Here is a 14017-nt window from a genome sequence, read left to right on the forward strand (position 1 = left end):
TTATTGATTATCCGCCGTATTCGCTAAGCAGTGCCAAAAACTCATCTTCGCTCACGACCGTCACACCAAGGCTCGTGGCTTTCTCAAGCTTGCTGCCTGCTTTTTCACCTGCCAAGAGTCGCGTGGTCTTGGCAGACACACTACCAGCAACTTTCGCGCCCAATGCCACAAGCTTATCTTTGGCTTCATCGCGCCCCATACTGCCAAGCGTACCTGTCACCACCCAAGTCTCGCCTGCCAAGGGCAAATCTGCCTTATCTGACGCATCCACCACTTGCCAATGAATGCCTGCTGCCAAGAGCGCATCGAGCACTTCTAAATTATGCGGCGCGCGGAAAAATTCATAAATCGCCTGTGCGGTCACTTCACCGATGTCAGGCACGCTTTGTAATTTCTCCAAATCAGCAGCAATGATCGCTGGCAAATCACCAAATTCTTGGGCAAGTGACAGCGCGGTACTCTCGCCAACACCACGAATGCCTAAGGCAAAGATAAATCGCGGCAAAGTCGTCGCCTTAGATGCATCGATCGCGGTCAGCATCTTGGTGACGGATTTTTCGCCAAGTCCTTCAAGCGTCATAAGCATATCCGCTTGGGTGTGCAGCTGATAAATGTCCGCGACGGTCTTAATAATCCCCATCTCAAAAAACTTAATCAGCCAAGAAGTACCAAGCCCATCAATATCCATCGCACGGCGCGCGACAAAGTGAATCAAAGCTTCTTGCTGCTGCGCCTTACAGTACAGACCACCGGTACAACGCGCCAACGCTTCGCCATCAGGCAGCACCACAGGCGAATCACACACAGGGCAAGTGCTTGGCAAAGTGATGCTGCGCGCATCGGCAGGGCGCAGCTCGATGATATTGCCCGAGACTTTCGGGATGACATCACCAGCGCGATGCACATTGACCATATCGCCAATCATCAAACCCAATCGCCCAATTTCACCAAAGTTATGCAGCGTCACATTACTCACCGTCACACCGCCGACATTGACAGGCTCAAGCTTGCCCACTGGCGTCAGCGTCCCTGTGCGCCCCACTTGCCATTCGACATCGATAAGGCGTGTCGGCACCGTCTCGGCAGGGAATTTGTACGCCGTCGCCCAGCGCGGTTCGCGGCTCAAAAAACCCAGTCGCTCTTGTGTGACAAGGCTATTGACCTTCACCACCATGCCATCGATCTCAAACGGCAGCGTAGCACGACGCGCGATGGTCTCTTGATAAAATGCCTGAATCTCATCAAAGCCATTCGCTACCGCAAAAGGCGAAGTCTCAAAGCCAAGCTTGCCAAGCCAAGTCATCGCCGCGGACTGCGTGGTGATGGCACTTGGCAAGCCTTGATTTACCGAATAACCAAAAAATGCCAACGGACGCGCAGCTGCGATGGCAGGATTAAGCTGACGCAATGAGCCTGCCGCGGCATTACGCGGATTGGCAAAAGTCTTCTCACCGCGCTCGCCAAGTTCACGGTTCATCTTGGCAAAGCCTGCTTTTGGCATCAAGACTTCCCCACGCACTTCTAATAGTGCAATGTCAGCGCACTCTGGCAGTGACAAAGGCAGATTGCGAATGGTGCGGACATTGTGCGTGATGTCTTCGCCCACTTGTCCATCGCCACGCGTCACCGCTTGGGCAAATTGTCCGTGTTCGTATTTGAGCGATACCGCCAAGCCATCGAGCTTTAGCTCCATTTCATATTCATCAATACTACTGCCGATACGCTCACTGGCACGGCGCAAAAAAGCCGCCAACTCATCACCATCAAAGACATTGCCCAATGACAGCATCGGAACATCGTGCGCCACTTGTGTGAAAAATGGCAAAGGCTCACCGCCAACAGTCTGAATCGGACTGTCCACCTGCACAAGTGTAGGGTGCGCATTTTCTAAAGCGATCAACTGCTTGCGCAAACCATCGTATTCGCCATCACTGATGCTTGGATTGTCCAGTACATAATAAGCGTGGTTGTGCTTTTTTAATAACGCGATCAATGCGCGCATTTGGCTGATGATGGCTTGTTCATCGGCGTTTTGGCTGTCTGAGATGGTATCAAATAAATCATTCATGGTATTGTTATCAAGCTTTTTAATTGTTTATTTAAAAAATATCATAGGAAAAAACCGCCCATAAGAGCGGTTGATGTCGGTTTGGCTGGGTTATTGATGGTTTGCCAAAATACCACGCAAACGCGCAAAAGCTTCATCATCCATCAAGTTGCGATTTTCATCGGTCAAAGTTGCGTTCAGTTCGCGCGCCAACATATTGGCGGTCGATACCATGCTGTCATAGCCGCGTAATAGTTGCTTGTGCGGCAGTACCAAAAATAGGATTAAGCCTGTGAAATGATCATCCGCTAAAGTATTTAGGTCAAATGCAGTCGGGCCTTCGATGTTTTCTGCCATCATGCTGAACCAACGATCGCCGCGACCATCTTCCAGTTCATGACGGTGGAACATATTCATCACCCCATGACGCAAGCCATAGTTACGGCTGATCTCAAGCACCTTGCGACCACTGATCGGCGCGCCAAACTGCGGCGTGATAACGATCGTCACCGTGCCTTCACATTCACCCAGTGGGTTATTGGCTTCATCGAAATTTTGTTGCTCATCCATGTGCTGATTCAGCACGGCTGACTCTTCATCAAAGCCATTATCCACCTGCTCGATGGCGACCTGCGCCTGTACAGGTTTATCATGATTGGCTTGAGTTTGGGCGGTTTGTGCAGTCGGCTCAGCGACTGGTGCAGCAGTTTTTAGGGTATCGACAGGCGTCGCTTCCATGACTTGCGCCATGTTTGATAAGGCATCTTGTTCATGCTCGGCATTTTTTTCGACATCGATGGTCTCAAAAACGCGCTCATCGCGTGGCGTAATCGGCAGACCATGCTTGTGAACGGTATCACCATTTTCTAGTGTGTCATTTTTTAGGCGCATACCACGCACGATGATGTACAATCCAACCAACATCACAACGACGGTCAGCAACATCCAAAACCACGATCCTTGCATATTTACCCCAGCGCATGAAAAGTTTGAAAAATTATGATAAAAAGCAGATAGCTATAGTTTATCACGGCTTGTCACATTCGTCATCTGTTGTACACTGTATTCATGAAAATTGTTACAATTTTTGATGGCTTGGGTCAATTGTACGGCGATATTGGCGAAAATCCAGCAGCAAATCGATAAAATGACAGAAAATCAGCACAAAAAAATCGCCCCATATAGAGACGATTTTAGCATCAAACGATGGCTTATTTTTTGCCACGGTTTGCAAAAGCACCAAAACGCTTGTTGAAGCTTGCAACACGACCTTCGTTTGCAGTTTTGCGTTGTTCGCCAGTGTAGAATGGGTGCGATGCACTTGAGATATCCAATGGGAAGTATGGGTACTCTTGACCTTCGTATTCACGAGTTGTCTTGGTAGCAACAGTTGAACGAGTTAGGAAGTACACATCAGCATTGGTATCGTGGAACAATACTTCGCGATATTCTGGGTGAATGTCTTTACGCATGATAAATCTCTTATCCAATAAACCTAAGCACTAATAAGCACTGCTAGTCTTGCCAGAATCAGTGGAACATAGCCACGTCATCACCAACCAACTTTGGCATGCCGCACCATGTTTGTCTATGTTATTAGCCATCTTAAGTGGGAACATAAAGCCAATATTTTAGCAAAAACTAACTTAAGTATCAAGCAATTTTGCTTACTTTTTGGCGTTTTGATTATTTTGGCTATCGACCCAGCCACGCAGTTTTTGACCTGCTTTAAAAGTCACCACACGGCGTGCTTCGACAGGGATGCTCTCGCCAGTTTTTGGATTGCGTCCTGGGCGTGATTTTTTGTCCTTGAGCTCAAAATTACCAAATCCTGACAGCTTGACTTCTTTGCCATCAGCAAGGCTTTGGCTAATCTCTTCAAAAAACCCATCCACCAGCTTGCGCGCCTGCTGACGGGTCAATCGTAGGCGAATGGTCAGCTGATCTACCATATCCGCCTTGGTCAGTGCACTCATGATTTTATCCTTATGTATCAATAAGCTACCTAATGCACGATTTCAAATTCAATCGTATTTATCATTGTACACTTGATTGTATGCTTAATGCAATTTAAATTTTTATCCCAAGGTGATTTTTGGTCAATTATTTTGGTAAGCACGAAAAATTAGCAAATGTGGCAAGCGGGTCTTATTGATATTTTCAGTCATCGGTCAAATATATAAGATGCACAGGGCAAACCACTGCTTTTTTAATGATACCAATTTTAAGCACTCCGATTCATTCAGCTAAGCCATATATTTTTCAAAGACATACCGAGCGGCATATTCATCACATCTATCGAAATCACGGATGAAATTATATAAAAAATCACTAACTTGATAATTAAACTGAAAAACAATGAAAGCTATTTGCTCTTGTATTAAGAAAAGCTCATGAATTAAATCTTTTGACTGATCAAAATCCAAATTCTTTGCCTGCTCCATCTTAAAGCGAATGGAATATTCCGCTTGATTTAATATTGATTGAACTTCCTGATTACATCTTTCAATTATCAGTAAATTATCTTTTAGAATATCCAATTTTATCTGCACATCCATAATACATCCCTTAACGATTGCTCTGGTGGGTAGAGTATGCACGATGCACCGCACCACCACCCATTGCATACCAAATCCTTCACCCTATAAACAAAACCGCCACAAAGCATCGCAGTGTGGCGGTTTTGGTGATGTTTGGCGTGCAAGTGACACACGCATCATCACGCATCAATCACGCAGTTTGGCACCGTGCTTGTCATCAAGTACAGCGACAACTTTATCTACTGCTTTTTTGATTTGTTCATCTTCAAGCGTCGCATCATGGTTTTGGAACACCATCGCAAACGCTAATGAACGCGTACCTGTCGGCAGTCGCTCGCCAGTATAGACATCAAATAGCCACACATCTTGTAGATGCACGCCTGCTGTCGCACGGATGTCCGCTTCAAGCGACTGCCAAGCAATATCAGTATCCACAAGCACCGCCAAATCACGGCGTACGCTTGGGAATTTGCTTGGCGCTTTGATAGCAGACTGCGTGTGATTGAGTGCAATCAGCTTATCTAGGTTCAGCTCAGCGACCCAAACGCTCGGCAGATCCATCGCTTTGGCAATGCTTGGATGTAGCTGGCCAAACCAGCCCAGACGCTCACCATTCACTGACAGATAAGCACTTTGACCTGGGTGCAAGAAGTCCAAATCGGCACGCTCATAGCTGATGTGTGCTTTATTTAAGGTCGCAGGCAACAGACTTTCGACATCACGCTTTAGATCAAAAAAGTCCATCGCACGGTTGGCATGGTGCTGCTCAGGATATACCGTGCCTGTCGCCACGATGGCAAGGCTTGGTGTCTGCACAAGACTTGCCACATCCGCCCCAACAAAGCTCAGACCTGTCTCAAACAGACGCACGCGCGCCTGCTGACGGTTTAGGTTGTAGCTGACCACAGGTAATAGGCTTGATAGTAGTGTGCGACGCATCACCGCCAAATCACTTGAAATCGGATTGGCAAGCGGTAATACCGCACCCAGACTTTTATCATCAAATAGCGATTCGATCTTAGCATCGCTAAAGCTAAAGCTCACCGCTTCATGGTAGCCAGCATCAGCTAGGGTAAGCTTGGCAACATGAATCAAATCCGCTGTATCATCATAACGCATATCCACAGCAAAGCTTGGCAGGCGTACATCAATATGATCATAACCATAGATGCGAGCGACTTCTTCGACCACATCTTCGGCGATATTCATATCAAAGCGATGGCTTGGTGCTTGGCAGATGAGTGTGTCACCCTCTAGGCTAGTGGCGATTTCTAAGCGGTTTAGAATATCGACAATCTCATCGCTTGAGATAGTCACACCCAGTAGCTGCTCAACTTTTGCCACAGGTACACGGATGCTGTGGCGGGCAGGTAGCTTGTCAAGCGTTTCGGCTGTGGTGATTTGCCCTGCTGCACCGCCTGCCACACTGATAATCAGGCTAGTCGCACGATCCAGCGCTGTGCGTGGTAGCTCAAAATCTACCCCACGCTCAAAACGCTGTGACGCATCAGTATGCAAACCAAAACGACGGGCACGCCCTGCGATGGCAAGCTGATCAAAGTGCGCACTTTCTAGCACGATGCTTGTCGTCTCATCACTCACCGCTGAGCGAGCACCACCCATGATACCTGCCAAAGCAAGCACGCCAACATCATCAGCGATCACAAGCTCATCACCAGTCAAGGTGATCGTCTGCTCGTTCAATAGCTCAACCGTCTCGCCTGCGACAGAATCACGCACCACAATATCGCCGACAATCTTATCAGCATCAAAGGCGTGTAGCGGCTGACCCAGCTCAAGGAGCACAAAGTTTGTCACATCCACCAAGAAATTATGCGTACGCACGCCTGATGCCACAAGCGCCGACTCCATCCATTCAGGCGTCGCCACAGAGCGATCAATGCCATCGATACGCTGTGCCAGATAGCGTGGGCAAGCGGTGGTATTCGCCACTTGTACGCCGACACTCGCTGTCGTGCTTGGATTGATGACATCAAATGACACACGGTTTAGCGGTAGACGATTAATCACCGCAATCTCACGAGCGAGCCCCAGTACGCTTAGGCAGTCGCCACGGTTTGGCGTGATGGCAATCTCAAAAATCTTGGCATCTAGGTTTAGATAACTGCGGACATCGACACCAATCGGCGCATCATCAGCCAGCTCAAGCAGGCCATCAATTTTATCTTCAAGTCCAAGCTCTGACGCACCACACAGCATTCCATGCGACTCTACGCCACGCAGTTTGCCTTTTTTGATTTTAAAGCCCTTGTCATCATCGCTTGGCAAGACAGCACCAACGGTCGCCACCGCCACTTTTAGCCCGACACGCACATTTGGCGCACCACAGACGATTTGTAATAGCTCACCTGTACCGATATTGACACGAGTCACACGCAGGCGGTCAGCATCAGGATGCTGAGCACACTCGATAACTTCACCGACCACGACACCGCTAAATGGTGGCGCAATCATTTCCATGCCATCCAGCTCAAGCCCCGCCATGGTCAGCTGTTCGCCCAAAGTTTCACTATCGACGCTTGGATTTGCCCATTGTCTTAGCCATTGTTCACTGATTTTCATTGTAATCTCTGATATTTAGACTGTAAAAAATAATTTCTTAGACTTCAGAATTAGCCAAATTGCTTCAAAAAGCGCAAATCATTTTGGAAAAATAAACGCAAATCATCAATGCCATAATACAGCATTGCAAAGCGTTCAATGCCAAGACCAAAGGCAAAGCCTGTGTATTCATTTGGGTCGATGCCACAGTTTTTGAGCACTTGCGGATGCACCATGCCACAGCCCAGCACTTCTAGCCATTTGCCACTGTCAGATAGGATATCCACTTCGGCGGATGGCTCGGTGAATGGGAAAAACGATGGGCGAAAACGCACGGTCATTTTTTTGCCAAAAAACGCATCCAAAAACTCATGAATCAAGCCTTTGAGCTCGGCAAAGTTGCTTGATTTTGAAATCATCAAGCCTTCCATCTGATGGAACATCGGCGAGTGTGTCTGGTCTGAGTCACAGCGATACACACGGCCCGGGCAGATGATACGAATCGGCGGCTCGCTCTTTTCCATCGTGCGAATCTGCACGCTACTGGTGTGCGTGCGAAGTAGATAATGCGCATCAAAATAAAAGGTATCATGCATCGCACGGGCTGGGTGATGGCTTGGGATGTTCAAGGCTTCAAAGTTATAATAATCGCTTTCAACTTCAGGGCCTGTCGCCACGCTAAATCCTGCTTGCACAAAAAACTGCTTCATACGCTCGGTCGTCTGCGTAATCGGGTGCAAAGTGCCTTTGGTGATGCCACGCGCAGGCATAGTGATGTCCACCTGCTCACTGGCAAGCTTGGCATTGAGTGCAGCTGCCGCAAGGCTTTGGGCTTTGGTGTCAAGCGCCGTACTGATACGAGTGCGTAGCTCATGCAGATAAGCACCGTATTGTTTTTTGGCATCGGCATCTAGACTGCCCATTTGCTTGGATAATGCGGTCAAAGTGGCTTTTTTGCCTGTCAAATTGACACGAAGTTCTTGCAAGGTTTTTTCGTCGCTTGCTGTATCAATCAGCGCCACCGCCTGATCACCAAACGCCGTCAGCGCATCTGGGCTGATACTGGCAAGTGGTGCGTCTAGCGCAGGTAAATCAAAAGTAGTCTCTTGTGTCATGGTATCTCTTCGTCAGTCTTGCGCTAGGGCAGGATTTATTTAACTATGATAAAACTGATTATTCTAAAGAATTGGGCTAATTTTGTAAATGATTTGGCGAATGAAACATGGAAAAGTTTTTTGTTTTTCCATGTTTGACCACATTTTCTTCCCTGTTTGGCGGTAGATGTGCCAATTTTCATCACAAATATCAACAGCGAGCCAATCCAAGCGGGCTACAAACCCAAAAAACAAAAACCCCACTCAATGAGCAGGGTTTTGCGTCTGATTGACAGCTTATGCTAGAGCAGCTTTTGCTTTTTCTGCGATTGCAGTGAAAGCGGCAGCGTCATGCATAGCGATGTCAGCTAGGATACGGCGGTCAATCTCAACATTTGCCTTTTTAAGGCCGTTGATTAGACGGCTGTATGACAAACCGTTTAGGCGAGCACCAGCGTTGATACGAGCAATCCACAGACGGCGGAAAGAGCGTTTTTTGTTACGGCGGTCACGATAAGCGTATTGACCAGCTTTCATAACAGCTTGTACTGCTACACGATACACACGAGAGCGTGCGCCATAGTAGCCTTTTGCACGAGCTAGAACTTTTTTGTGACGGCGGTTTGCTTGTACACCACGTTTTACACGAGCCATTTTATTCTCCTAAAATATCCGAAAAGTTGATTAGATGTATGGGCACATACGACGGATTGAAGCCACGTCTGATGCGTGCACCATAGTGCAACCACGCAATTGACGGATACGCTTTGGAGATTTTTTGGTCAAGATGTGACGCTTGAATGCTTGCTTACGCTTGAAGCCGTTTGCAGTTTTCTTGAAACGCTTAGCGGCACCACGTTTGGTCTTAAGTTTCATAATAACCTCTTTAAAATCAAAAGCCTATCGGCTTGATGAATACCTGTTCGCCAGTCGATTTGGAATCAATCCAAACGCTGTCTAAAGGTGGGAATGCGTATTATACCACCAAATACTCCTACAAACAAGAATGTTTACTGACTTATTATTCGTTTGTTGATTTTATCAAGATAATGATAATATCAATTACTATTTTGCATAATTTATCGAATTGTTGCTAAATTGACTTTCTTTTTTTATAATTTTTTACTAAAATAGTACAGTTTATACAAGGCATTAAGCCACCGATGTTTTAGCAATGGACGGCGCTTGGCTGTGTTTCGCCGATAATGGATACAGTTTCAAGCACATTAATAATCGAGCTCGACATGACCACAAAAACCCCTGCATATCTGCGTATCAAACAAGCCATCATCGCCAATATCCAATCAGGCGACTGGGCGGCAGGTACCGCCATCCCTGCCGAGATTACATTGGCAGAACAATTCGGCGTCTCTCGCATGACGGTTAATCGCGCCTTAAAAGAGCTTGAATCAGAAAGAATGCTTGAGCGTCGTCAAGGCTCTGGCACTTTTGTTGCCCAACAAAAATACAATCACGCACAAATCGAAGTGCGCAATATCGCCAAAGACATCAGCGATCAGTACCAAAATTATCGCATCAGCGTGCTTAATAGCGACACCATCGATGCCGCCACCATGCGCAATCCTGAGCATCAATGGCTTGCCGATGTGTTCTTCGATGGTGCACCAAGCGATCAAGACAAACTGTATCAGGTCAATATCGTGCACTATGGCGACGATTTGCCGATCCAATACGAAGAACGCTGGGTCAATGCACAAATCGTGCCTGATTTTATCACGCAAGATTTTACCAAAATCAACACCAGCGATTATCTGATCGATCATGTGCCACTAGAATCTGGCAATTATCAAATCCAAGCCAAACAACCAAGCGATGCCATTCGCGACATTCTACAGATGAAAGTCCATGAGCCTGCACTTTTGCACACACGCCACACCAAATCTCAAGGACAATCAGTCACTTATGTCAATATGTGGCACGCAGGCGATCGCTTCCAATTCGCAAGCCAAATTTAAGTTGGGTAAAATGGCTTGAAAAGCTTGAAAAATTGCTTGGACAGCACTTCAAGGATTTTGCCAAACTTTTGTGGTGATTTTTTAATGGATTTTGGCAGGCTAAGCCATGTCACAGACGGAACTTTTTGATATTGACAGCCCTTGCATCGGTATCTGCACGATGAATAAAAAGGGCTACTGCATCGGCTGCTTGCGCAATCGCCAAGAACGCCAGCAGTGGCACGGCTTATCCGATGATGATAAGCACAAAGTCCTAATGCTGATCGCTCGGCGCAAACGGCGTATCGGCGAGCACCGCGAAAAATCTCGCAGCACTCACGCAGCGCAAGAGCAATTGGGCTTATTCGTCGATGAATTGGATGAATAAATGGTAAAATAGCATAAAAAAAACAGCATTGGCAAAGATACCGATGCTGTTTTTTTATTAAGTGATTAAACAAATTTCAGCAGATTCACACCTCAATCTGACTTAATACAAAATCCAAATCCTTATCGCCACGGCCTGATAGATTGACCAAGATTTTTTGGTCTTTGCCAAGCTTTTTGGCTTCACGGATGGCGAACGCCACCGCGTGCGAGCTCTCTAGCGCAGGGATGATGCCTTCCATGCGTGATAGCAGCATAAAGGCATCTAGACACTCTTGGTCGGTGGCTGATTGATATTCCACTTGACCGCTGTCCTTAAGATAGCTGTGCTGCGGCCCGACACCTGGATAATCCAGACCTGACGCAATCGAATGCACTGGTGCAGGCTCGCCATTCTCATCAAGCAGCACATAGCATTTAAACCCTTGGATTTCGCCTTTGACGCCCAAAGTCAAGGTCGCTGCATGACGATGATGACTGTCAAGCCCCTCGCCTGCTGGCTCAACACCGACTTTACGCACTGACTCATCATCCAAGAACGCATTAAACAGCCCCAAAGCATTCGAGCCACCGCCCACACACGCCGTCACCACATCAGGCAGTCCGCCTGTCAATTCGCCAAACTGACGGCGCGCCTCATGTCCGACGATCGACTGAAAATACCCCACCATCTCAGGATAAGGGGCAGGCCCCACCACCGAACCGATGGCAAACATACTGTCATCTAGCTGGTTCAGATAGCTTTCAAACGCACTATCCACCGCTTCTTTGAGCGTACCAGCGCCACGAGAGACAGGCACCAGTGTTGCACCCAGAATCTTCATGCGAGAGACATTCGGATGTTCTTTGGCGATATCCACGACACCCATGTGGATTTCGCACTCAAGCCCAAGCAGTGCCGCTGCCGTCGCCAGTGCCACACCATGCTGACCTGCACCTGTCTCAGCGATGACTTTTTTCTTGCCAAGTCGTTTGGCAAGTAGCACTTCGCCCAGGCAGTGATTAATCTTGTGCGAGCCTGTGTGGTTCAGATCTTCACGCTTAAGATAAATCTGTGCACCGCCCAGGTGCTCAGACAGTCGGCGTGCATGATAAATCGGACTTGGACGGCCGACATAGTGTAGCTGTAGCGCTTCGATTTCTTTCAAAAATCCATCATCAGCAATCATCGCACGAAAGCCATCTTCGATCTCTTGCATCGCTGCCGAGAGTGCAGGATGGCCGATTTTACCGCCAAATTCACCAAATAAGCCCTCTTGGTTTGGCACGACAGCCTCATTTAGTCCATACAGTTTGGTCATCATATTCCCCTTAATAAAAATAGGCGTATCATCACAATACGCCCATTCATTCTAGCGAGATTTTATAAAATGTAAAGATAAAATCACACAGGTGCTGGCTATCATGCCATTACTGCACATCATTCATCGCATCAAGCACCAAGTCCCACAGCACCCGATGCGAGGGTCGAAACAGCTTCATGTGTCCGATGTCGCTCAGGCCAAATGCGGTAGGCTCTAGCCGATGATAGCTGATCGTCGCCTGCGGGTACAAGGCAAATAAATCACGGACATTGACCTCAGTGGCGATCTCATCATCACTGGCATAAAACGCCGCCATCGCACAGCTGACCTGATCGTGATAATCATCACGGATGCTTTTGCCGATAGCGGATTTGATGTATTGACCGGATTGACAAAATTCACGCCACTGCCGAGCGACTTGCTTGGGCAGATTCTCCCCCATGCCGATGAACTTGGTCGCACCATAGCCGAGCGTCAGCGATGATATGCGAAAGATCACATCGAACATCACCGGCGCCAATAGCCGAGTACGACCGCTAAGCTGCGGCACATGGCCTGTCGAGCCTGCGATGCTGATGAGCTTGGCCACACGATGATGATTATGTGCCACACCAAGCAGCTGTGCGCCTGCACTATGTCCAATCAATATCAGCCGCTTGGCACCTGTCTTGGCAAGCAGCGCATCGATCGCCGCTGGCAAATCATACACACCCCAATCAGAGATGCTGGCGGTGCTGTCTTTGAGCCTGCCGTGTAACGACGCACCAATTCCCCGAAAATCAAAGCTCATCACATCATAGCCTTGTGCGGTGAGATATTCGATGAATTTTTTATAAAACCCTTGGGTAATCCCGGTCGCTGGTGCAATCAGCACAGGATAAGGCTTAGCATCACCTTGATGCTCATAAAACCGCCCTACCAAACCATAGCCATCTGCTGCATCAAATGCCATCTGCATCACACACTCCTTATGTTCATTTATGGCCATCATGCCAAAAATACCCAGCGACTGCCAGCGTTATTTTTGGCCTGATAAGTCGATGATCCACACTTCAGACTGCGACCCAAGACGCAGCGGCACACCCCACAGGCCATAGCCTGATGAGACCACCGTGTGCATATCACCCACTTGTTCGTAGCCATAGCCGATACGATTCATCATCGCAACGATGAAATTGGCAGGGAAAATTTGCCCATTATGCGTATGTCCCGAGACCTGCAAATCAATAGGCAATTGGCTGTTTTCATCGATTTGGCTTGGGCGATGATCCAGTAGAATCACTGGCTGATCGGTCTTGACCTGCTTGATCAGCTCAGCAGTCGGCAATCGCGCGGCAACATGATCATCAAATCGCCCAATCACGGACAGACTTGTGGTCTTGCCATCTTTTTGGATATCGATTTGGGCAGTTTTGTCATCGAGTAGCAGCGTGCCTGTGTCCGTGATGGCTTTGACGATGTCAGCTTGAGCTTGTCTGCGATATAGATCATGATTGCCAAGACTGGCTACCGCGCCAAAGCCTGTCGCATCGACCACCGCCTTGAAATGACTTGCCATGCCATAGGCGTCATACGCCACCGTGTCATCATCCATCACATCACCTGGCATCAGTAGCAGATCCACCTGCTCATCACTGAGTATCCCAGCCAGCTTATCCAGATGGCCAATCCCCACAATCTCCCCCAAATGCAAATCGCTCACCACAGCGATACGCACAGGCACTGGCATCGGCTTATCAATGCTGATACTCAGGTGGCGAACTGTTGGCGTATAGACATTATACAGACCAAGTGCGATCAAGCCGATAAAGCTTGCCACACCAAAAACTCTCAGACCATGCCCAAGCGTGATACCAAACCTAGACGCCAAAAAGCCTGTCATCAAAGTCAGCGCCATCGCCAATACCGCGATCCACAGCACGCTCAGATAGCTCATGCCGATGCGAAACGAACCTGTGATGAGCAGCAACAAAATGACATTACTGATGACAAACAGCCCGATCATCACCGCCTTCAAGATTGCATCGGACGCCCACGGACGCACGAGCCACTGCACGCCTGATGCTAGTGCATAAGTACACAGCTGAAATAAGATGGCAACCACCGCCATAAAGAAAATACGCATCAC

14 protein-coding genes are annotated in these 14017 nt (G+C 48.0%); 2 read left to right on the plus strand and 12 right to left on the minus strand.

The window, feature by feature from the left end; genetic code table 11:
• Positions 1–7: 7 nt before the first annotated feature.
• The 9 genes from ligA to rpmI all read right to left on the minus strand — a co-directional run bounded on the left by ligA (position 8) and on the right by rpmI (position 9122).
• Positions 8–2068, minus strand: coding sequence for an NAD-dependent DNA ligase LigA (gene ligA / locus NGM44_RS04925; RefSeq protein WP_253224486.1), 2061 nt, complete (start codon positions 2066–2068; stop codon positions 8–10).
• A 90-nt stretch (positions 2069–2158) separates the two neighbouring features.
• Positions 2159–2992, minus strand: a complete 834-nt coding sequence (locus tag NGM44_RS04930; RefSeq protein ID WP_253224487.1) for a cell division protein ZipA C-terminal FtsZ-binding domain-containing protein — start codon at positions 2990–2992, stop codon at positions 2159–2161.
• Positions 2993–3258: 266 nt separating this feature from the next.
• Positions 3259–3519, minus strand: a complete 261-nt coding sequence (locus NGM44_RS04935; RefSeq protein WP_078318193.1) for a type B 50S ribosomal protein L31 — start codon at positions 3517–3519, stop codon at positions 3259–3261.
• A gap of 195 nt (positions 3520–3714) precedes the next feature.
• Positions 3715–4023 carry an integration host factor subunit alpha gene (locus tag NGM44_RS04940; RefSeq protein WP_078254649.1) on the minus strand — a complete coding sequence of 103 codons (309 nt, stop codon included), beginning with the start codon at positions 4021–4023 and terminating at the stop codon, positions 3715–3717.
• Positions 4024–4293: 270 nt separating this feature from the next.
• Positions 4294–4674 (minus strand): hypothetical protein, encoded by a 381-nt coding sequence (locus tag NGM44_RS04945; protein WP_253224488.1) that lies wholly within the window; start codon positions 4672–4674, stop codon positions 4294–4296.
• Positions 4675–4773: 99 nt separating this feature from the next.
• Entirely contained in the window at positions 4774–7170 is a 2397-nt protein-coding gene (gene pheT / locus NGM44_RS04950; protein WP_253224489.1) for a phenylalanine--tRNA ligase subunit beta, read from the minus strand.
• 50 nt (positions 7171–7220) lie between these two features.
• Positions 7221–8264 (minus strand): phenylalanine--tRNA ligase subunit alpha, encoded by a 1044-nt coding sequence (pheS, locus tag NGM44_RS04955; protein ID WP_078254652.1) that lies wholly within the window; start codon positions 8262–8264, stop codon positions 7221–7223.
• A 276-nt stretch (positions 8265–8540) separates the two neighbouring features.
• Positions 8541–8897 carry a 50S ribosomal protein L20 gene (rplT, locus tag NGM44_RS04960; RefSeq protein ID WP_078254653.1) on the minus strand — a complete coding sequence of 119 codons (357 nt, stop codon included), beginning with the start codon at positions 8895–8897 and terminating at the stop codon, positions 8541–8543.
• A 30-nt stretch (positions 8898–8927) separates the two neighbouring features.
• Positions 8928–9122 carry a 50S ribosomal protein L35 gene (gene rpmI / locus NGM44_RS04965; RefSeq protein WP_078254654.1) on the minus strand — a complete coding sequence of 65 codons (195 nt, stop codon included), beginning with the start codon at positions 9120–9122 and terminating at the stop codon, positions 8928–8930.
• A gap of 365 nt (positions 9123–9487) precedes the next feature.
• On the opposite strand from rpmI, the gene NGM44_RS04970 reads away from it, so the two are divergent.
• Together NGM44_RS04970 and NGM44_RS04975 are read left to right on the plus strand one after the other, a co-directional pair.
• Positions 9488–10219: a UTRA domain-containing protein gene (locus NGM44_RS04970; RefSeq protein WP_253224490.1), complete on the plus strand. Its 732-nt coding sequence runs from the start codon at positions 9488–9490 to the stop codon at positions 10217–10219.
• A gap of 106 nt (positions 10220–10325) precedes the next feature.
• Positions 10326–10586, plus strand: a complete 261-nt coding sequence (locus NGM44_RS04975; protein WP_253224491.1) for a DUF1289 domain-containing protein — start codon at positions 10326–10328, stop codon at positions 10584–10586.
• An 85-nt stretch (positions 10587–10671) separates the two neighbouring features.
• On the opposite strand, the gene trpB is transcribed toward NGM44_RS04975, so the two are convergent.
• The 3 genes from trpB to NGM44_RS04990 all read right to left on the minus strand — a co-directional run bounded on the left by trpB (position 10672) and on the right by NGM44_RS04990 (position 14014).
• Positions 10672–11886, minus strand: coding sequence for a tryptophan synthase subunit beta (trpB, locus tag NGM44_RS04980; RefSeq protein WP_253224629.1), 1215 nt, complete (start codon positions 11884–11886; stop codon positions 10672–10674).
• 109 nt (positions 11887–11995) lie between these two features.
• Positions 11996–12847: an alpha/beta fold hydrolase gene (locus NGM44_RS04985; protein ID WP_253224492.1), complete on the minus strand. Its 852-nt coding sequence runs from the start codon at positions 12845–12847 to the stop codon at positions 11996–11998.
• Between the two features lie 60 nt (positions 12848–12907).
• Complete coding sequence (locus tag NGM44_RS04990) at positions 12908–14014, minus strand: metallophosphoesterase (RefSeq protein WP_253224493.1); 1107 nt, start codon at positions 14012–14014, stop codon at positions 12908–12910.
• Positions 14015–14017: the final 3 nt, after the last annotated feature.

It is taken from the genome of Moraxella sp. FZFQ2102, assembly GCF_024137865.1.
In the GTDB taxonomy this organism is placed as follows: Bacteria; Pseudomonadota; Gammaproteobacteria; order Pseudomonadales; family Moraxellaceae; genus Moraxella.